Annotated in this window: 18 protein-coding genes; 7 read left to right on the forward strand and 11 right to left on the reverse strand. The window is 33.0% G+C overall.

The window, feature by feature from the left end; translation table 11 throughout:
* Positions 1-28 precede the first annotated feature (28 nt).
* Entirely contained in the window at positions 29-1,108 is a 1,080-nt protein-coding gene (recF, locus tag LG45_RS08240; RefSeq protein WP_035126051.1) for a DNA replication/repair protein RecF, read from the reverse strand.
* Between the two features lie 142 nt (positions 1,109-1,250).
* Between recF and LG45_RS08245 the strand changes: the two genes are divergently transcribed.
* From LG45_RS08245 to LG45_RS08270, 6 genes are all read left to right on the forward strand, one after another.
* Complete coding sequence (locus LG45_RS08245) at positions 1,251-2,042, forward strand: tetratricopeptide repeat protein (RefSeq protein ID WP_035126053.1); 792 nt, start codon at positions 1,251-1,253, stop codon at positions 2,040-2,042.
* A 93-nt stretch (positions 2,043-2,135) separates the two neighbouring features.
* Positions 2,136-2,633 (forward strand): 6,7-dimethyl-8-ribityllumazine synthase, encoded by a 498-nt coding sequence (ribH, locus tag LG45_RS08250; RefSeq protein ID WP_035126054.1) that lies wholly within the window; start codon positions 2,136-2,138, stop codon positions 2,631-2,633.
* Positions 2,634-2,779: 146 nt separating this feature from the next.
* Positions 2,780-4,657, forward strand: coding sequence for a DNA mismatch repair endonuclease MutL (gene mutL, locus LG45_RS08255; protein WP_035126056.1), 1,878 nt, complete (start codon positions 2,780-2,782; stop codon positions 4,655-4,657).
* Positions 4,657-5,460 (forward strand): rhomboid family intramembrane serine protease, encoded by an 804-nt coding sequence (locus LG45_RS08260; protein WP_035126729.1) that lies wholly within the window; start codon positions 4,657-4,659, stop codon positions 5,458-5,460. Before mutL ends, LG45_RS08260 begins: the two co-directional genes overlap by 1 nt.
* 1 nt (position 5,461) lies before the next feature.
* Positions 5,462-6,328, forward strand: a complete 867-nt coding sequence (locus LG45_RS08265; protein ID WP_035126057.1) for a rhomboid family protein — start codon at positions 5,462-5,464, stop codon at positions 6,326-6,328.
* Positions 6,329-6,383: 55 nt separating this feature from the next.
* Positions 6,384-7,433, forward strand: a complete 1,050-nt coding sequence (locus tag LG45_RS08270) for an endonuclease/exonuclease/phosphatase family protein (RefSeq protein ID WP_035126059.1) — start codon at positions 6,384-6,386, stop codon at positions 7,431-7,433.
* A 1-nt stretch (position 7,434) separates the two neighbouring features.
* On the opposite strand, the gene LG45_RS08275 is transcribed toward LG45_RS08270, so the two are convergent.
* From LG45_RS08275 to LG45_RS08305, 7 genes are all read right to left on the reverse strand, one after another.
* On the reverse strand, positions 7,435-8,049 hold the full coding sequence (locus LG45_RS08275) for a WbqC family protein (RefSeq protein WP_035126060.1): 615 nt from the start codon (positions 8,047-8,049) through the stop codon (positions 7,435-7,437).
* A 65-nt stretch (positions 8,050-8,114) separates the two neighbouring features.
* Positions 8,115-9,695, reverse strand: a complete 1,581-nt coding sequence (lepB, locus tag LG45_RS08280; protein ID WP_035126061.1) for a signal peptidase I — start codon at positions 9,693-9,695, stop codon at positions 8,115-8,117.
* 64 nt (positions 9,696-9,759) lie between these two features.
* Positions 9,760-10,461, reverse strand: coding sequence for a 4-hydroxy-tetrahydrodipicolinate reductase (dapB, locus tag LG45_RS08285; RefSeq protein WP_035126063.1), 702 nt, complete (start codon positions 10,459-10,461; stop codon positions 9,760-9,762).
* Between the two features lie 57 nt (positions 10,462-10,518).
* The gene (locus LG45_RS08290) at positions 10,519-11,082 is read right to left on the reverse strand and encodes a DUF5683 domain-containing protein (RefSeq protein WP_035126065.1); all 564 of its coding nucleotides are present in this window, start codon (positions 11,080-11,082) and stop codon (positions 10,519-10,521) included.
* Positions 11,082-11,981, reverse strand: coding sequence for a ParB/RepB/Spo0J family partition protein (locus LG45_RS08295; RefSeq protein ID WP_035126067.1), 900 nt, complete (start codon positions 11,979-11,981; stop codon positions 11,082-11,084). The genes LG45_RS08290 and LG45_RS08295 overlap by 1 nt, the downstream gene beginning before the upstream one ends.
* A 3-nt stretch (positions 11,982-11,984) precedes the next feature.
* On the reverse strand, positions 11,985-12,752 hold the full coding sequence (locus tag LG45_RS08300) for a ParA family protein (protein WP_035126068.1): 768 nt from the start codon (positions 12,750-12,752) through the stop codon (positions 11,985-11,987).
* A 222-nt stretch (positions 12,753-12,974) separates the two neighbouring features.
* Positions 12,975-13,856 carry an SDR family oxidoreductase gene (locus tag LG45_RS08305; protein WP_035126070.1) on the reverse strand — a complete coding sequence of 294 codons (882 nt, stop codon included), beginning with the start codon at positions 13,854-13,856 and terminating at the stop codon, positions 12,975-12,977.
* A 148-nt stretch (positions 13,857-14,004) separates the two neighbouring features.
* Between LG45_RS08305 and LG45_RS08310 the strand changes: the two genes are divergently transcribed.
* Positions 14,005-17,196, forward strand: a complete 3,192-nt coding sequence (locus LG45_RS08310) for a VIT domain-containing protein (protein ID WP_035126072.1) — start codon at positions 14,005-14,007, stop codon at positions 17,194-17,196.
* A gap of 274 nt (positions 17,197-17,470) precedes the next feature.
* Here LG45_RS08310 and scpA read toward each other — a convergent pair whose 3' ends face one another.
* The 3 genes from scpA to LG45_RS08325 all read right to left on the reverse strand — a co-directional run bounded on the left by scpA (position 17,471) and on the right by LG45_RS08325 (position 21,580).
* On the reverse strand, positions 17,471-19,600 hold the full coding sequence (scpA, locus tag LG45_RS08315) for a methylmalonyl-CoA mutase (RefSeq protein WP_035126073.1): 2,130 nt from the start codon (positions 19,598-19,600) through the stop codon (positions 17,471-17,473).
* Positions 19,601-19,602: 2 nt separating this feature from the next.
* The gene (locus LG45_RS08320; RefSeq protein ID WP_035126075.1) at positions 19,603-20,979 is read right to left on the reverse strand and encodes a methylmalonyl-CoA mutase subunit beta; all 1,377 of its coding nucleotides are present in this window, start codon (positions 20,977-20,979) and stop codon (positions 19,603-19,605) included.
* A gap of 247 nt (positions 20,980-21,226) precedes the next feature.
* A complete protein-coding gene (locus LG45_RS08325; protein WP_035126076.1) occupies positions 21,227-21,580 on the reverse strand; it encodes an FtsB family cell division protein in 354 nt (117 codons plus the stop codon).
* Between the last annotated feature and the right edge of the window lie 16 nt (positions 21,581-21,596).

A 21,596-nucleotide genomic window follows, 5' to 3' on the forward strand; every position in this document is an offset into this window, starting at 1 on the left:
GAGTAAATTTAGAACAATGTAACAAATATTACAAACTAAATATTTTATAACTCTGATGCGTAGTTTTTACAATAGTTTCGGTACGTTCCGGATGCGTATCGGAAATAAATAATTGACCAAATTCGTCCTGGTTGACCATAGCCACAATTTTGCCAACTCGAGTTTCATCTAATTTATCGAAGATATCATCAAAAAGCAGAATAGGTTTCTCACCCGATTGTTTTTTGACAAATTCAAACTGAGCTAATTTCAACGCTATTAAAAATGATTTTTGTTGTCCTTGTGAACCAAATTTCTTGATTGGATAATCATCTATTTGAAACGACAAATCGTCTTTGTGAATTCCCACAGAAGTATATTGCAAAGCTCTGTCTTTGGCCAAATTTTGATCTAATAAAGTCAACATTTCTCCGTCAAATAAATGGCTTTCGTAAACCAATTGTACCTTTTCTGCAGAATCAGTAATGGCTTGATGGTGTTTGTTAAATATCGGAAGAAATTCTGCTATAAATTTTTTGCGTTTTTCAAATATATTCTGGCCAAATCCATTCAACTGCTCGTTGTAGATGGATAAAGTGTCGGTTTCAAAAACATGATTTAAAGCAAAATATTTTAAAAGCGCATTACGTTGACTTATGATTTTTTGATATTGAATCAACTCCTGCAAATAGGTTGAATCCAATTGCGAAATTACGGTATCAATAAATTTTCTGCGCGTTTCGCTTCCTTCAATAATCAAATCATTATCAGCAGGAGAAATAATCACTAACGGAATAAATCCAATATGATCTGAAAATTTATCGTATTGTTTTCCGTTTCGTTTCAGAATTTTCTTTTGACCTTTTTTGAAACTACTTATAATTTGTTCACTTCGATTTGCTTTTTCAAACTCGCCATCAATCACAAAAAACTCTTCATTATGTTTGATATTTTGAATCGCTAGCGGATTAAAATAGCTTTTTCCGTAAGACAAATGATAGATTGCATCGAGCACATTTGTCTTGCCGATGCCGTTTTTTCCAACAAAGCAATTGATTTTTGAATCAAATTCGAACGTTGCTTCCGAAAAATTTTTATAATTGAATAAAGAAATTTTTTTTAAAAACATTTGTAATGGCTTGAAAACACTGTATTCAGAGACTTTGTGAGTATTTTATTTTAAGTGGGTGCAAATTATTGAAAATTATCGACAAAATGACTTTCAAATTAGAATAAAAATTTTATTTTTGCGCACACTAAATTAAATTTAAATGGCAACTTATAATAAGAGAGGTTACAAAGCACCAAAAGAAAAAGAAGAAAAATTAGATAATAATTTTATTGAAGATGTAAATGTAGATGCTCAAGACAGCACAACTGCAAAAGCATTTGACGCTTTAGACGAAACAGCTTCAAGAACAGAGGATTTTGTTGCAAAAAACCAAAAATATATTTTAGGTGGATTGGGTTTAATTGCTGTTTTAACTTTAGGATATTTGTTATACCAAAGATTTGTTGCAGAACCTAACCAAGTTGATGCATCAAATGATATTTTTGTTACACAACAAAATTTCCAAAAAGCAGTTGATGCAGCTGAGCCAAAAACTCAAGATTCATTGTTTACTTTAGTTCTTAAAGGAGCAGATGGAAAACAAGGTGCTGTAGATATTGCAGACCAATATTCTGGAACTGATGCAGGAAACTTAGCTAACTATTATGCAGGTATTGCTTCATTAAACTTGAAAAAATACGATGATGCAATTAAATATTTAGAGAAATTTTCTTCTAAAGATACTTTTTTAAGTGCATTTGCTGTTGGTGCGATTGGTGATGCTTACTCACAAAAAAATGATGCTAAAAAAGCGTTAGATTTTTACGTAAAAGCTTCTCAAATGAATCCAAACGAATTAACATCTCCAAGATATTTATTAAAAGCAGGTCAAACTTCGTTAACATTAGGAAACAAAGCAGACGCATTAAAATATTTCACTGAAATTAAAGATAAATACGAAATGGCTCCAGAAGCTCAAGGTATTGATGCTTTAATTGGAATGGCTCAATAATTCCAATTACGAATTAAAAATTGCGAATTAAGAATTGTTATCAATTTTTGATTCGTTTTTTTTTTACAATTTATTTAAATTAAAATAGAAAAAATGGCTACAGCAAATAAAAACCTATCTCAATACGATAAAACTAAGTTACCCAATGCAAAAGACTTTCGATTTGGGATTGTTGTTTCTGAATGGAACGATCATGTAACCGAAGGTTTATATAATGGTGCCATTGCTGCACTTTTAGATTGTGGCGCTACTAAAGAAAATATTGTTCGTTGGAATGTTCCAGGAAGTTTCGAATTAGTTTACGGAGCGCAACGAATGATTGTGACTCAAGAAGTAGATGTTGTTATCACCATTGGTTGCGTAATTAAAGGAGAAACGATGCATTTCGAATTTGTTTGCGAAGGTGTAACACAAGGAATTAAAGATTTGAATGTTCAAACCGATGTTCCAGTTATTTTTTGTTTGTTAACTGATAATAACGAACAACAATCAATCGACAGAAGTGGTGGAATTCACGGAAATAAAGGAACTGAAGCCGCAATTGCAGCAATAAAAATGGCAGAATTAAGAAGAATTTCTGAAAATAAATAATCATAAACTAGTTTTATAAATATAAATTAGAAACCTACTTTTTTAAAGAGTAGGTTTTTTCTTTTTTAGTAAGTTGTTAACTATAATAACCGATTGTTTTTCCTTAATTTTGCTAACTTTGAAAAACCGATAACTTTAAACAAATAATGTCAAGCATCATTCAATTACTTCCTGATCACGTAGCCAACCAAATTGCAGCTGGAGAAGTTGTACAAAGGCCGGCATCGGTGGTGAAAGAGCTTTTGGAGAATGCTGTAGATGCAAAAGCAACTGACATTAAATTGATTATAAAAGACGCAGGAAAATCGTTAGTTCAAGTAATTGATAATGGTCAGGGAATGAGCGTTACTGATTCTCGTTTGTGTTTTGAAAGACATGCAACATCAAAAATCCGTCAAGCAGAAGATTTATTTTCGCTTCATACTAAAGGTTTTCGTGGTGAAGCTTTGGCTTCAATTGCCGCAATTGCTCATGTTGAAATGAAAACCAAGCAAGAGCAAGACGAATTAGGAACACATATTATAATTGAAGGAAGTAAGTTTGTTTCACAAGAACCTTCGGTTTTACCAAAAGGAACTTCGTTTGCTGTAAAGAATTTATTTTTTAATATTCCGGCGCGACGTAATTTTTTGAAATCGGAAACGGTTGAATTTCGACATATTGTTGATGAATTTCAACGTGTTGCATTAGCTCATCCATCAATATATTTCACAATGTACCACAACGGAAGTGAAATGTTTAATTTACCGAATTCCAATTTTCGTCAGCGAATTGTAAATATCTTTTCGGGTAAAACCAATGAGAAATTAGTTCCAATTCAAGAAGAAACCGAAATTGTAACGATAGAAGGATTTGTAGGAAAACCAGAATTTGCAAAGAAAAATAGAGGAGAACAATTCTTTTTTGTAAACGACCGATTTATAAAAAGCGGTTATTTGCATCATGCTGTGATGTCGGCGTATGAAGGTTTGTTGCCAAATGGTGCGCAACCAACTTATTTTATTTACTTAAATGTGCCACCAAACACTATTGATATCAATATTCATCCTACAAAAACCGAAATAAAATTTGATGACGAACATGCACTTTACGCCATTTTACGTTCGTCAATAAAACATAGTTTAGGACAGTTTAATGTGTCGCCAGTTTTAGATTTTGATAGAGATCCAAATTTGGACACACCATATCAGTATCAGAATAAAACTGCCGAATATCCAACTATTCAAGTTGATAGTACTTACAATCCGTTTTCAAATTCTAATGATAATGAATTTGCTACACAAAAACCAGCAAAGCAATTTTCAGGAGGATCTAATTTTAAAAATAACGAATTTGCTTCTGCCAATTGGGAAAGTTTATATGTTGGACTAAAACAAGATTCAAGTGAAGTAGAAAGTTTTTCTTTTGAAAATGATGAAGTTACCGCATCCTTATTTGATGAAAAAGAAGAGGAACAAACAATTAAAAGAACGTATCAAATTCACAAAAAATATATTGTAAGTCCAATTAAATCGGGAATGGTAATTATTGATCAAGGACGAGCACACCAACGTGTTTTGTACGAGCAATTTTTATCTAATATGACTGTGCATCAGGCTTCTAGTCAGCAGTTATTGTTTCCTTTGCAATTGCATTTTTCTAATAATGAGATGAAATTAATAGCCGAATTGCAACCGTCATTAGAAAACACCGGATTTATTTTTGAAGTTTTTGATAAAGATTCCATTCATTTTTCGGGAATTCCTGTCAATACTTCTGAGAGTCAAGTTTCTATGGTTTTGGAGCAATTAATAACCGATTTACAAGACGGAATACCAGACAGTAGTTTTAGTCAAAACGATACCATTGCAAAATCTATGGCCAAGAGTTTATCGGTTAAAACCGGAACTTATTTGACCGAGAAAGAACAAGAAAATTTAGTAAATAATCTTTTTGCTTGCAAAGAACCCAACGTTTCACCTTTTCAAAAACCAACTTTCATCACGATGCGTGTGGAAGATATTGACAAAAAATTTGCATTATGATGAATAACATCACACCTGTTGTAAAACAACTTTTGATTATTAATATTATCTTTTTTATCGGAAGTCAATTAGTTCCTGTTGCAGATAATTATTTTGCACTTTACTATTTTGAAAATCCAATGTTTAAATTTTGGCAACCACTAACTCATATGTTTATGCATGGAGGAATTTCGCATATTTTCTTTAATATGTTTGCATTATTCTCTTTTGGAAGTGCTTTAGAACATTTTTGGGGCGGAAAAAAATTCTTGTTTTTCTATATTTCATGTGGTTTAGGCGCAGCTTTATTGCATACGGCTGTAAATTATTTTCAAATTCATTCGTTGATGAATTCTGTATCGGAGCTTAACTTTTCTAAGTCGGAAATAACAACATTATTAAATTCAGATTTGAGAAATGTTTTTGATGATAATGGAAAAATGGTGGCTAGTAATTTTCAAGCTATTTTAGAAAGAGTAAATTGTACACAAGAACAATATAATGTAATTGAACAAGCTAATATTATTTCACGAACTCCTGCTGTTGGTGCTTCTGGTGCAATTTATGGACTTTTAGTTGCATTTGCATTTATGGTTCCAAATGCTGAACTATCTTTACTATTTATTCCAATTCCGATAAAAGCGAAATATTTTGTACCTGGAATTCTAGCGATAGATTTGTTTTTAGGTTTTAAAGGTAGCTCAATTTTTGGAGCTGGAAGCACAGGAATTGCCCATTTCGCACATATTGGCGGAGCATTAACAGGATTTATAATGATGTGGTTCTGGAGAAAAAATCAATTTAAACATAATCGCTGGAACTAAGATGAGTAAAATATTTGACGATATAAAATTGCAGTATAAAATTGGCGACATTACTAATAAAATAATTTATTGGAATGTTGGTTTGTTCCTATTGTCTTTGGTGCTTTTTTTTAAGTTTTCAGCATTCCGATTTGAATACCCATATTGGTTGTCACTTTCATCAAATCCTAACGACTTTTTAATTTTCCCTTGGACCTTTTTAACTTATGCTTTCCTTCATTCTGGATTTTGGCATCTGTTTTTTAATATGGTGATGCTTAATTTTTCTGGCCGATTGTTTCTAACTTTTTTCACCCAAAAACAGTTTCTCGGATTGTATATTTTAAGTGCTATTTTTGCAGGTTTAGCATTTGCAATAGCCTATTTATTAATGGGAATTAGCGCTCCAATTGTTGGTGCTTCGGCTGCAGTTTTGTCTATTTTAGTAGCAACAACAGCTTATCAACCATTGATGCAAATTAGATTGTTATTAATCGGTAATGTTAAGTTATGGCATCTTACTGCTGTAATTTTGATTTTAGATATTATGCAAATTCTAATTGAAAATACTGGCGGACATATTTCTCATATTGCTGGAGCAATTTTTGGTGTAATTTACATAAAGGTTTTGCAAAGCGGAACCGATTTAAGTAACATTGTAACTAACATCATCAATTTTTTTGTTAATTTGTTTCAACCAAGTAAATCTAATCCATTCAAAAAAGTTCATGTTAACCCAAAAAAAACCACCGTTAATGCACAAAGTAAAATTGTAGTAAAAGATAAAACGCAGCAGCAAATTGACGAAATTCTTGATAAAATTAGTCAGTCGGGTTATGATAGTTTGACTGCTCAAGAAAAAGAATTTCTGTTCAAAGCAGGGAAGTAAGTTTTCAGATTTTAGATAGCAGATTTTAGATAGCGGTCCTTCGTGGCAATGTATTATGAAGAAACTTTCAGTGTTTAACAAAGTGATGTATTTTTTCAATATAGTATTAACTGTATTGACTTTCATTGCTTATGTTTTACCTTTTTTAGCTCCAAAGTTTTTTCCATTTTTATCGGTTTTAACTTTGGTTTTACCATTGTTTCTAATAGTAAACGGATTATTTTTTATCTTTTGGATGTTACAATTAAAACGTCAGATGATTTTATCCGGAATTGTACTCGTGCTTGGAATTACCTTTGTAAACAAATTCTACAAATTTTCGACTAACGACCAAGCATTTGAAGAAAAAGACTTTGTTGTAATGAGTTATAACGTTAGATTGTTCAACCTTTTTCAGTGGATTGAACGCGAATCAGTGAAAGACGAAATGAAGGCATTTATTGATGAGCAAAATCCAGATATACTTTGTATTCAAGAATATTCTGAAACTGCTAATGTGGATTTACGTGTATACAAGCATAAGTTTATTTTTATGCAAGGCAATAAAATTAAAACGGGTCAAGCGATTTTTTCTAAGTTTCCAATAATTGATCAAGGAAATATTGAGTTTCCAGAATCGGATAATTTAATTGTATATGCCGATATTAGAAAAGGAAGTGATACTATTCGAGTTTACAACATGCACTTACAATCTATAAAAATTTCACCCGATGTAAGCGAAATGCAAGAACATGTTGAAACTATTGATCAGCAAAAATCGCAAATGGTTTTTAAACGAATTGGTGAAGCTTTTACCAAACAACAGTTGCAAGCGGAGATTTTAATGAAGCATAAAAAGGAATGTAACTATCCAATGATTATCTGCGGAGATATGAATAATAGCGCTTTTTCATACGTTTATAGAAGCATAAAAGGTAATTTGAACGATTGTTTTGAAGAAGCCGGAAAAGGATTTGGGGAAACCTACAATTTTAAATATTATCCTGCTAGAATTGATTATATTTTTGCCGATAAATCAATGAAAGTAAAGAGTTTTCAGAACTTTCCTCTATTTAAAAATTCCGATCATTATCCAATAGTGACGCGATTGATGATTGAAAAATAATCTATAATTTTTGATCTTTTAAATACTCCAAAGCATGTCTTCCTTCATTAAAAAGTAAATCTAAAATACTCAAGTTATTTATGAATCCAAATTTTTCTCCAAATACTTGTGTGTAACTTTCAAATTCCGAAGTGTCTTTTTTTCCGTTTGCCAAATGACGAAAATCTTCAAAATTGGTTGCTTCTTTAAAAAATTCTGCAGTTTCTTTATATTCTAATTTCAGTCCCAAACATTTTGAAATAATAGCCATTGCTTCAAAGTTTAAGTCGAGTAGAAACGTGTGCTGTTTTTCGAATATTGGGCGAATGTCATCTTCAAAATATTCAAAAAATGGCGAACTTCTATAAGCGGCATCAAGCGATTTGAAATGTTGTTTTTGCCAATCAAATGCAGTTTCGATTTTGATATCACGTGTTTTTTGATGTGCGTCTTTACTATGTTTTACTGGGATATTTAATAATTGTAATCCGTTTGGGCTGTATATGTACATTCGATTGCGATTGGTTTGTTTCTGGAAATTATCGTCCATTTCAAACGTAATCGTATCGGCATTTGCCATCGCAACAAAATGACTTATTGATGGGAAATAAGTAGGTTGAAGTAAGATATTGTTCATTATTTGATGTCTATGGATTGTAGTTTATAGTTGTAACAACCAACCATAAACTACAAACATTTAAACTATTTTTTATCAGCTTTGCGTTTTTTCCAGAAGTAATCGCCCACAAAATACAAAGCAAGTAATCCTAAAAACCATTTAAAATACGATTGAGGTTGACCTTCGCCACTTACTGTGGTGAATAAACGTTCCCATCGAATTTTATTCATAATTCCCTCGCCATTAGAATCGATACTCATCCAAATAAAAATTGGTTTTCCAACGATATGATCTTCTGGAGTATAACCAAAATAACGAGCATCTAATGAATTATGACGGTTGTCTCCCATCATCCAATAGTAGTTTTGTTTGAAAGTATAAGTTGTTGCAATCTTGTCATTTATATAAATGTCATTACCAACAACTTTTAATTTATTTCCTTCGTATTCATTAATAATTAGTTTGTAAAAAGGAAGAGATTCTTTAGTTAAAGCAACTGTTTTACCAGCTTCTGGAATGTATATGGGTCCATAATTATCACCACTCCATGCAACTTTATTTTCATCAGCACCATCGTGATGCTTACTTGGAAAAATTCCATTTTCACGACCTTTTCTAATATTTCTTTTTACAGAAGTAATTCCTGAAACAGTTTTTAATTTTTCAGCGTTTTCAAATGTAACTGCGCGAATGGTTAATGAATCTTTTTCTGCTGTTTCAAACCCATAACCATCAGTAATGTTTAAATCCTTGAAAACTCTATCAAAATCTGTTGTAGATTTTGGATCCATTGTTATTTTATAGGAATACTGAGGTTTTGCTCTTTCTGGTAAAATCAATTCTTTACCATTTATGAAAACAATTCCGTCTTTAATTTCTAGGCTATCACCAGGAATTCCAACGCAACGTTTTACATAATTAGTTTTTTTGTCAATCGGTTTATCGTATCTTTTATCTGCTGGAAGATACATGTGGAATAAGGTATCTCTAGGCCAGTTAAAAACTACAATATCATTATTTTTAATTTTTTCAAAACCGGGAAATCTAAAGTATGGCAATTGTGGCCAACTTAAATACGACTTGGTTTTTATAAGTGGTAATGTGTCATGAACCATTGGTGCTGCTACGGTTGTCATTGGTATTCTTGCTCCGTAATTTTGTTTACTAACAAAAAGAAAATCACCAATCAATAATGATTTTTCTAAAGATGATGATGGAATTACAAAAGGCTGGATGAAATAAGTATGCACAAATGTGGCTACAATTACTGCAAATAAAAGTGATCCAACCGTGTCGGCAGTTGCATTGGAAGGTTTCAAGCTTCGGTCTGCAATATGTTGAACATTTTGAGTATAATTAATATAATAGATGTAAAATCCTAAAGTTACTACACCTAAAATAGTATCTAAGGTAGATCTTCTTCCAAAACTTCTTAGCGTTTCAACCCAAACAATTGGAAACATTATCAAGTTGATAACCGGCATGAATAATAATAATGTCCACCAAGTAGGTCGGTTTATTATTTTCATTAATATAATTGAGTTATATACTGGAATTGCTGCTTCCCAAGCTTTTCTTCCAGCTTTTTCATATAATCTCCAAGTTCCCAAATAATGAATTAATTGAACTCCAAGAAAAAAGATAAACCATTGATAAATTGACATAGTTTTATTTGTTTAAGGTTTAAAAGTTTAAGGTTTAAAAGATTTATAACTTTAACTCTATTTATTATTTCAATTCCAAAACATCCTTCATAGTAAAAACGCCTTTTTTTCCAATCAACCATTCAGCGGCAATAATGGATCCAAAACCAAAACCGTCTCTACTGTGCGCTGTGTGTTTTATTTCTATTGTGTCTACTTCTGAGGTATAAAAAATAGAGTGAGTTCCAGGAACTGGATCTATTCTTTTTACATCAATGAAAACTTCATCCTCCGCGGGATTTTCAATAGACCAATTATTGTATTTTGTATGATTAATTATTCCGTTTGCCAATGAAATTGCTGTTCCGCTTGGTTTGTCTAATTTTTGTGTGTGATGAATTTCTTCCATCGAAACCAAATACTGATTGAATTTTGACATCATTTTTGCCAAATAATCATTCAGTTCAAAAAACAAATTTACACCTAAACTAAAATTAGAACCATAAATGAATGCAGCATTTTTTTCGTTACACAAAGCTACCATTTTATGATAATCTTCAAGCCAACCTGTTGTTCCAGAAACTACTGGAATTCCTCTATTAATGCATTCAGAAATATTTGTGGTAGCCGAATCAGGAACACTAAAATCTATTGCAACATCGGCATTTTCTAATCCATCAAATGTACTTGAACTCGATTTTCTTAAAACAATTTCATGACCTCTTTCTAAAGCAATTCTTTCGATTACTTTACCCATTTTTCCGTATCCAAGAAGTGCTATTTTCATATAAAGTATTGGTTGCGAATAGTGCTATTTTGTTACAAACGTTAGCGTTAAAAAAAACTAAAAGTTGTAAACGAATGTTATTCCAAGATTGTATTTGTAGTTAAGGTCATTCTGCTGAAAATCGGGTCTAACGCTTAAATCATCATTGACATTAAATTGCATAAGATGCGCATCAATATTGGCGTCAACAATATTTAATATATAAAGACCAGCCGTAACTAATAATGATAAATCTCGATTTTTTTGATAAAAACGTTGTCCTGCAATTAAACGATTGTTATCTAAATATTCTAGATTATCTGGCTGACCTAATAGCCTTTTCTTATACGCATCGCGGTATTCATGATATTTTTTGTTGTTCCATGAGTAAGAATAAATTCCAGTTCCCATTGCTGCATAAACTATTGGAATTTTCCAGTATTTTTTATTGTAAGCTTGTCCTAAACCAGGTAAAATAGCCGAATAAAAAGCTGCTTTGGAAGGTGCTAACGGATTTATTTTTGATTTTTTTATAGTATCTTTTGCTATTAAAACTTCGGTGACTTTTAAATCATTTTGAGCCAATAAAGTCGTGTTTCCTAAAAGGAAAACAACTAAGACTATGTAAATTGACTTAACCACTAACCGTTAATTAATTTTAAAATTCGATTAAAATCTTCTTCAGAATGGAACGGAATGGCAATTTTACCTTTACCATTTCCAGCGACTTTTACATCTACTTTTGCTCCGAAGAAATTGGTAAATGCTTTCTTTTGATCATCAGCAACCGAAAAAGAACTTGTTTTTTTAGCTTTTGCAGGTGCAGGTTTTAACCCGTCTTGATGTTTTTTAACCAATGCTTCCGTGTCACGAACAGATAAATTCTGACTTACAATTGTTTGATATATTTCCGATTGAACGTCTTGATCTTCAATAGTAATCATAGCACGACCGTGACCCATTGAGATAAAACCATCGCGAATTCCTGTTTGAATAATCGGATCTAACTTTAATAATCTTAAATAATTGGTAATTGTGGAACGTTTTTTTCCAACGCGTTCACTCATTTGCTCTTGCGTTAACTGAATTTCATCAATTAAACGTTGGTACGATAATGCAATTTCTATCGGATCTAAATCGTGACGCTGGATGTTCTCAACCAATGCCATTACTAAGGATTCATTATCATTAGCAATTCTAATATATGCTGGAACGGTTGTTAATCCTACTAATTTTGAAGCTCGCAAACGACGCTCTCCAGAAATTAATTGGTATTTGTTAAAGTCTAATTTTCTAACGGTAATAGGTTGAATAACACCAAGTTCTTTAATTGATGATGCTAATTCTTTTAGCGATTCTTCATTGAAATTAGTTCGAGGTTGAAACGGATTGATTTCGATGGCATCGATATCAACTTCTAATATATTACCAACAACTTTGTCAGCATTTTTATCATCTACCGATTTTATGTCGTTATCTGGATCTTTCAACAATGCAGACAATCCTCTTCCTAAAGCTTGTTTTTTTATTGCCTTTGTCATAAACTAGTTACTGTTTTTTTTAATAATTTCTTCTGCTAAGCTAAGATAATTGGTGGCACCTTTGCTAGTTGCGTCAAATGCAATGATGCTTTCGCCAAAACTTGGTGCTTCGCTTAGTTTTACATTTCGTTGAATAATCGTTTTAAAAACCATATCGTTAAAATGTTTCTGAACTTCTTCAACTACTTGATTAGAAAGGCGTAAACGCGAATCGTACATCGTTAAAAGCAATCCTTCTATATCTAAATTTGGATTGTGAATTTTTTGAACACTTTTAATGGTATTCAATAGCTTACCCAAACCTTCTAATGCAAAATATTCACACTGAATAGGAATTACCACAGAATCAGCTGCGGTTAAAGCATTTAGTGTTAATAATCCAAGTGATGGCGCACAATCGATTAGGATATAATCATATTTATCTTTAATGCTTTCCAAGGCTTGTTTTAGCATATACTCACGATTTTCTTTGTCAACCAATTCTATTTCGATAGCGACAAGATCAATATGAGCTGGTATAATATCTACGTTTGGCGACGATGAAGTTACAATAGCATCTTCCGGAATATTGCTGTGTTCTAGAATTTGGTATGTTCCAATTTCCACACTGTCAACATCAATGCCCAAACCCGAACTAGCATTTGCTTGCGGATCGGCATCAATTAGTAACACTTTTTTCTCTAAAACACCGAGTGATGCGGCTAAATTTACCGAAGTAGTTGTTTTTCCTACACCACCTTTCTGGTTGGCGATTGCAATGATTTTGCCCATTATTCTATTCAAGTTTTGAGTGGTAAAAATACGATTTATTATCGTTTATGAAAGTGTTATTTGTTAACAATGTTGTAAAATTTAGTATTCAGTATTCAGTTTTCGTTGTTCTGTACTTAATAGTCAGGGAAAAGTACATTTCTAATAAAAAAGTCAGAAAGAAAATTTCTAACTGACTTTTAAATTATAAAAATCTTCAAGATGCAATCTGCAATCTTAATACTATTTACTTCCTTTATTTTTTATCATTGCTTCGAGCATATCCCACATTTCTTGCGGAATTTTCTCTAAAATATTGAATTGACCTGCACCTTGAAGCCATTCGCCGCCGTCAATAGTAACGACTTCACCATTAATGTAGGCTGAAAAATCAGATACTAGGTAAGCAGCTAGATTGGCCAATTCTTGATGATCACCAACTCTTCGTAATGGAACTTTTTTTGACATATCAAATTTCTCTGCCAAATCGCCTGGTAACAATCTATCCCAAGCACCTTTTGTAGGAAATGGTCCAGGTGCGATGGCGTTCATTCTAATTCCGTATTTTGCCCATTCAACTGCTAGACTTCTTGTCATTGCAAGAACTCCAGCTTTAGCAGTCGCACTCGGTACAACATATCCAGAACCTGTCCAGGCATAAGTTGTAACAATATTTAAAACATTGCAATTGGTTTGTTTGGTTTCAATCCAATGTTTTCCAAAGGCTAATGTGCAATTTTTCGAACCTTTTAAAACGATGTCAATTATAGTATCAAATGCATTTGCAGATAATCTTTCGGTTGGAGAAATAAAATTTCCAGCAGCATTGTTAAGTAAAACATCGACCTTTCCAAAAGTTTTTAAAACTTCTGCAAGCATTGCTTCAACTTGTTCATAATGACGTACATCACATTGAATTGGCAAACATTTACTGCCAGTTTCTTTCTCTAATTCGGACGCTGTAGTTTTCAATTTTTCTATATCTCTTGATGAAATAGCAACATTTGCACCCAATTCTAGAAAATATTTTGTCATTGCTTTTCCAAGACCGCTTCCGCCGCCAGTAACCACAATTGTTTTGCCTTTTAACGCATCATCGCGAAGCATCTTTGCTGAAAAATCCATAGTAATTTTATTTGTTTTTCAAATATAATAAAAATAATTGTTATGCGTGCATAGTAAATAATTTTTTGTGATTCTTCCCAACCTTTTTATAAAAATTACGCTCTTTAATATTATACCGGTTTATTGACATAAATTAAAATTAAAATTCATGAAAAATATAATTCTTATTTCGTTTTTATTCTTTGGCAGTTTTGTTCAAGCCCAAAGTCCACAGTTGAATGTTAAGGGCAAAGATTCTTCGCTCGTCCGATTGAGTCAGCTAAAAGTTTCAGTGAAAGTGGTTGGCAATATTGCTTATACAACTACCGAAATGCATTTTTATAATGGAACCAACCGTCAAATGGAAGCCGAATTGATGTTTCCGCTTCCAGAAGGTGTTTCGGTTTCGCGTTATGCAATTGATATTAATGGTAAAATGCGCGAAGCAGTTCCTGTTAATAAAAATAAAGGTAAACAAGTTTTTGAAGCCATCGAGCACCGTCGTGTTGATCCAGGTTTACTTGAAAAAGTCGAAGGAAACAACTTTCGAACACGTATTTATCCGCTAATGCCCAAAAAAGAACGTATTGTAATTATTGGTTATGAGCAAGAACTATCCAATTTTGATGCTACGCATTTATCCTATCAAATGCTTACAACTTATCCCTATAGTCTAGATGTTTTTGAAATGAATATTGCAATTATTGGTGCAACTTCTTTACCAACAGTTATCAATCAAGAAGGTACGATTGCTTTAGAAAATATGAATCAGAATTATGTAGCGTCCATCAAGCGAAATCAGTATAAGCCTAAAGATAAATTAGTTATTACAATTCCTATTCGTGCTGATATTCCTAATGTTGTGGTACAATCGGTTAATAATCAGCATTATTTTTATGCAAATACTATTATCGAAAGCAAAAATATAAAAAAGAAAAATCCGAATTCAATTGCATTAATTTGGGATGTTTCTTTAAGTTGTAGAAAACGTGATTTGAAGAAAGAATTACAATTGTTGGAAGATTATTTTAAAGCATTAAGTTCAGTTGAAGTGACTTTATATTTTGCTGGTTATAATTTCGAAAAAAAGAATTCTTATTCAATTAAAAACGGAGATTGGAGCACTTTAAAATCTATTTTGGAGAGTGTAAAATATGATGGAGGAACTCGTTTTTCTAAAATCAAATTGCCTTCTCACGATGAATATTTATTTTTCACCGACGGATTATCTTCTTTAAGTTCAAATGTACTTTCGTTGACTAAAAGACCAGTTTACACCATAACTTCGATGGCGTCATCTGATTATGCTTTTCTGAATTTTAACGCAATTAAATCAGGCGGAAATTTCATCAATTTAAACCAATTAAATGGTTCTGATGCTTTGAATAAATTGCAATATCAAAATTTGAAGTTTCTAGGAATTAAAGAAAATTATTTGGTGACCGAAATGTATCCAATGATTGGAACACCAGTTTCTGGAAGCTTTAGTTTGGCTGGAATTTCATTAAAAGAAACCAACGAAGTTACGTTACAATTTGGTTACGATGAAACTCCAATTTTAGAAAAGACCATCACGATTGATGCTGCAAAACAAGCTTCTGAAGAAGTGAATATTGAAAAACTTTGGGCTCAAAAGAAGATTGCTTTTCTAGAAATTCAGTATAAAAAATATGCTGATGAAATTGAATTAATGGGAAAGAAATATGGAATTGTAACTCAAAATACTTCCTTAATTGTTCTCGAAAATTTACACGATTATATTCAGTACGAAATTATTCCACCTGCTGAATTACGAGAAGAATTTGATCGAATTATGAAACAACAAATAGAATCGGCAAAAGCCAAAAAATACAGCAATTGGGAGAATGTAGCACGATATTACGAGCAACTTACGGCTTGGTGGAAAAATGATGTTAAATACAGTATGCCAAAACCACTTCCTGTTACAAATGTTGCAAAAGTTGGAAATATTAGAGGCGTAGTTTCTGATAATTTGGGACCATTACCTGGTGCAACGGTTGTTATTAAAGGAACCAATCGTGGAGTTGCTACAGATTTTGATGGAAAATTTGCTATAAATGCTGCTCAAGGCGAAACATTGTTAATTGATTATATTGGATTTGAAAGAAAAGAGATTCGCATTGGCAGAAATTCTAATTATACCATTCGATTAAAAGAATCTAGTCAGCAATTGGATGAAATTGTTGTTACGGCTAACGGTATGGCTAAAAGTGAACGTAATGAAGATAAAGTGGTATTGGAAGAAGTAGTTGTTATGGGATTAGGTATTCAAAGGAAGAAAGGATCCGTAACTTCATCGATGCAAGTTGTTAGATCACAAGAACTAACGCAATCAGCAAATAAAAATATCGTTCAATCTTTAACAGGAAAAGTTGCTGGACTTAAAGTTTCTGGCGATGAAGAATTAGAATTCAATTATTCCTACAATGATAAAGTAAAAGTAAATTCTTGGAGTCCAGATCGCGTATATTTAAAAGTTTTGGATGGTGTTTCTATGGATAAAAAGTACGGTGCTTATCTGCAATTACGCGAAGATCAAATCAATAATCCGAGTTTTTATTTTGATGTTGCCAATCATTTTTATGCTGCTGGAGATAAAGAAAAGGCGTTGTTAATTTTAAGTAATATTGCCGATTTAGGACTTGAGAATCATCAATTATACAAATCATTAACCTATTTATTACGTCAATGGGAAGCTTATGATGATGCTTTACATACGGCAAATCAAGTGGCAATTTGGAGAGCACAAGAACCACAAGCGCATCGAGATTTGGGTTTGACATTAGAAGATAATAAACAATATCAAGCAGCTTTTGATGAAATGATTAAAGCACTAGAAGTAAATTATTTTGGTGAGATGAGCGGACAATATTCGGGTGTAGAAGATATTATTTTGATGGATATTAATAGAATGATTGCTGAACATAAATCAATTAATACCGATAAATTAGACAAAAAATATTTGAATAAAATGCCAGTTGATGTTCGAATAATTCTAAATTGGAATCAAATGGACACCGATATCGATTTGCATGTTGTAGAACCAACCAATGAAGAATGTTATTATGGTCATCGCGACACCCAAATTGGAGCGCGTTTTTCTAAAGATTTTACGCAAGGTTACGGACCAGAACAATATTTATTGCGTAATGCGGTTAAAGGAAAATATATTATAAAAACAAATTTCTTTGGCGAAAGTGCATTAACAGAAAACGGTCCAACCACAGTTATGGTAGAAATTTACACTACTAAAAATGGTAAAACCGAACGCACATTGCAAACGATTCAGTTAGGAACCGTTCGAGAAAACCAAAATTTGGCAGAAATAACAATAGATTAGTTAATTAGTTAGGTTAAATGAAGAAGCAGCTTTGAGAGAAATTTCAAGGCTGTTTTTTTTATTGAGCGAATGGCTCGGGCTTTATCTGCCATCCATTTTCCTGCTTTTCGTTGCAAGTCCCGAAAAAAATCGGGAGCTTTCCACTACAATCAGGGCTATTTGGATAACCATTTTAACTTTTGAAACTAAAAAAAACTCGTTAAAAAATACTTTTCAGTAAACTAAACTGCATTTTAATGTTACAGATTTTTAAAACTTGCTATTTTTTATGTGATTAATCCTCCAACAAAACCTCCAAAATACTAATAGCAGCTTCACTAATTTTAGTTCCAGGACCAAAAACAGCAACCGCGCCAGCATCAAAAAGGAACTGATAATCTTGAGCAGGAATTACACCACCAACAATTACCATGATATCTTCACGTCCGTATTTTTTAAGTTCTTCAATAACTTGTGGCACTAAAGTTTTGTGTCCAGCTGCAAGAGAAGAAACTCCAAGAATGTGAACATCATTTTCTACGGCTTGTTTCGCAGCTTCTTGTGGCGTTTGAAATAACGGTCCAATGTCTACGTCAAAACCTACGTCGGCATAACCTGTGGCAACTACTTTGGCACCACGATCGTGTCCGTCTTGTCCCATTTTAGCAATCATAATTCTAGGACGACGACCTTCTTTTTTGGCGAAGGCATCGGCTAGTTGTTTTGCTTTTTCAAAACTCTCGTCGTTTTTAATTTCTTTACTGTACACGCCGCTAAAACTTCTAATTTGTGCTTTATATCTTCCGAAAACTGCTTCCAAAGCATCACTGATTTCACCTAATGTGGCTCTATTTTTTGCAGCTTCTACTGCCAAATCTAATAAATTTCCATTAGAGTTTTTAGCACAATCAGTTAATTTTGCTAAACATTCTGCAACTTTGTTCTTATCGCGAGTGCTTTTTATTTGCGTCAAACGCTCAATTTGTTGCTTGCGCACCATATCGTTATCGACATCCAAAATTTGTAATGGATCTTCTTTTTCTAAACGGTATTTGTTAACACCAACAATAATATCTTGACTGCTGTCAATTCTGGCTTGTTTTCGAGCGGCAGCTTCTTCAATACGCAATTTCGGAATTCCAGCTTCGATGGCTTTGGTCATTCCGCCTAATTCTTCTACTTCTTCTATAAGTTTCCAAGCGTTTTGTGCAATTTCGTTGGTCAAACTTTCTAGATAATAACTTCCAGCCCAAGGATCAACGGTTTTGCAAATTTTGGTTTCTTCTTGTAAAAAGATTTGTGTATTTCTTGCAATTCTTGCAGAGAAATCGGTTGGTAATGCAATCGCTTCGTCCAAGGCGTTAGTGTGTAACGATTGTGTTCCTCCAAATGCTGCAGCTGCTGCTTCAATTGCAGTTCGAGCCACATTATTAAAAGGATCTTGTTCAGTTAAACTCCAACCCGATGTTTGACAATGTGTTCTCAAAGCCAATGATTTTTCGTCTTTCGGACTGAATTGTTTTAGCAATTTTGCCCACAACATTCTTCCAGCACGCATTTTGGCAATTTCCATAAAATGGTTCATTCCAATTGCCCAGAAAAAGGAAAGACGAGGAGCGAACTCATCGATTTTCATTCCTGTTGCTAAACCAGTGCGGATGTATTCTAAACCGTCGGCTAAAGTGTACGCCAACTCAATATCGGCGGTTGCTCCAGCTTCTTGCATGTGGTAACCCGAAATAGAAATCGAATTGAATTTCGGCATTTTTTTGCTCGTATATTCAAAAATATCAGCAATGATTTTCATCGAAGGCGTTGGCGGATAGATATAGGTATTTCTGACCATGAATTCCTTCAAAATATCGTTTTGAATGGTTCCCGAAAGTAATTCGGGCGCAACACCTTGTTCTTCGGCAGCAACAATATAAAATGCCATAATTGGTAAAACAGCACCATTCATAGTCATAGAAACCGACATTTCATCTAATGGAATTTGATCGAATAATATTTTCATATCTTCAACAGAATCTATGGCAACACCAGCTTTTCCAACGTCTCCAAAAACGCGTTCATGGTCGGAATCGTAACCTCTGTGTGTGGCTAAATCGAATGCTACCGAAAGCCCTTTTTGTCCAGCAGCAAGATTTCTTCTATAGAAAGCGTTACTTTCTTCGGCAGTTGAAAATCCGGCATATTGTCGCACTGTCCATGGACGACGAACGTACATTGTTGCATAAGGTCCGCGAAGATTGGGCGCAAAACCAGCACCAAAATCTAAATGTTCCAATCCTTGAATGTCTTCTTTGGAGTAGATTTTTTTTAAATCGATGTTTTCTGCGGTGTGGAAAGTTTGTTCCTCACTATTGGTATTTGTATTTTGACTTTTGGAATTTGTCAAAGTGATATGTTGGATGTCTTTTCTCATGGTTATGCTTCTTGAGATAAACGTTCTTGTTCTAATTTCTCAGCCAAACGTTTTTCAATAATTGGAACAATTAATGTTTTTCTCGGATTTTGTTTTACAAAAGGATACAATTCTAAATCGTGTTTCATTTTGTCATTTTTGTTAGGATATTTATTGGTTCCTAATAAAATTTCTTTTCCGCTGTCGAATAAATCTTGTTCTTTTTGAGCGCTTTCGCTGATTTTTTTCTGAATGTTTCCTTCTGATAATTGTTTTATAAATCCACCGTTTGCTTCAATATCTTTAAAAAGAAGTAAGGCTTTTTCTGCTAATTGTTTCGTCAGACTTTCAATATAATAAGCGCCATCGGCAGGATTATTTACTTTGTCAAAATAACTTTCATGTTTTAAAATTAGCAACTGATTTCGAGAAATTCTATCGCCAAATTCATTGTCTTTGTGATATAATGCATCGTAAGGTAAATTCGCAATTGCGTTTGCGCCACCGAGAATTGCAGACATGCATTCGGTTGTGGTGCGAAGCATGTTTACGTTGTAATCGTATAATGTTTTGTTGCGTTTGGTTGGAGTTGCAACGATATGACAATCCAGATTATGATTGTATTCTGATGCTAAAGTTGTGAATAATAAACGCAACGCACGAAGTTTTGCAATTTCAAAAAAGTAATTGGTTCCAACTGAAATTTCTATGGTTATAGGTTGATTTACAGCTGGAATTCTGTTGAAATATTCATTTGCATGTGCTATTGTGTAAGCTAATTGTTGCACAATATTGGCTCCAGCATTTTGGTAAATTTCTGAATTTATGTTTAGAAATGAACTTTGAGAAAATTTGGAAATCTGATTTAGTTTTTCAAAATCTTTTTCTGCGTTTTCAAACCAATTTCCGTCTTTGCAAAGTTGCCCAATTGGATCTAATTGAATGATGAAATTAGCATTGTTTTTTGTAGCAAACTCGTTTAATTTCTTAGCGAAATCGATTGAGAGAAATGGCAAATAAAAAGAATAAGTCACTTTTTCCAATGGAAGATTTTGCATTAAATTTTCTATAGAAATGGTATCATTTTCAATAGTAAATCGAATGCTTTCTGCGCCACGATTTAAGCTGTCTAATGCACGTTCATTGGATTTTTTAACGTCGTGAACGAAGATATTTTGCAGAATTGAGAACGCTTCTTTAGGAGTATTTATAGAAAAATTAGTAGTTGATTCATCCACTTCATCGCTGTGATAAAATGGTTTTACTTTGATGCCTTCTGGACTTTCCCAAACGAGAGTTTCGTTATAGTCGGCGCCTTTTAATTCGTACTGAATTTGTTGTTTCCAATGTTTGGAACTTACGGCTTCAAAATCGGAAAAAAGTGGGTTGTTTGTGCTCACAAGTAGATTGCTTTTTGATACTTCAAATTTAGACAAAAATTATCTTTTTGCAGCGATTTAAATTTGATTTTTTGCAAAATTGGTATATACTTTAACTTGGTCAAATTCTTTCATCGATAAATGATGATTTGTTTTTTTAGATGAATTTCTTTAGAACCGTAATATCTAGTTTAAAGATTACTGTTTAGCCCTGATTGAAGCAGTTACCGTGTAACGCGGAAAGCAGGAATAGGGTTGGTAGCAATGCCTACTGTTTCGCTTCGAACAAACTATCTTTTTCTCTATCTTCTTCAATGTCAATAATATATATGTCTTCGCTGTCTTTTTTCATGTAATATTTTTCGCGAGCATATCGTTCAGTTTGACCTGGATTATTGAGGTTTTTTATACTTTGTTCGTCTTTGGCAATTTCGTCTTGATAGTATCTTTTATTTTCTTCCAATTCGTTGATTTGTTGGTCTAGAATGCGGTGATCAAAATAGGAATAGTTGTCTAAAAATAACATCCAAACGATGAAAAATAGTAAAACCAAGGTGTATCGACTTCCTAAAAATTTAAGAAATGGATAGTTGCTAATAAGGTTTTGGAACCATTTTTTCATTTTCTAAAGATAGTAA

This window comes from Flavobacterium aquatile LMG 4008 = ATCC 11947 (genome assembly GCF_000757385.1).
GTDB lineage: Bacteria > Bacteroidota > Bacteroidia > Flavobacteriales > Flavobacteriaceae > Flavobacterium > Flavobacterium aquatile.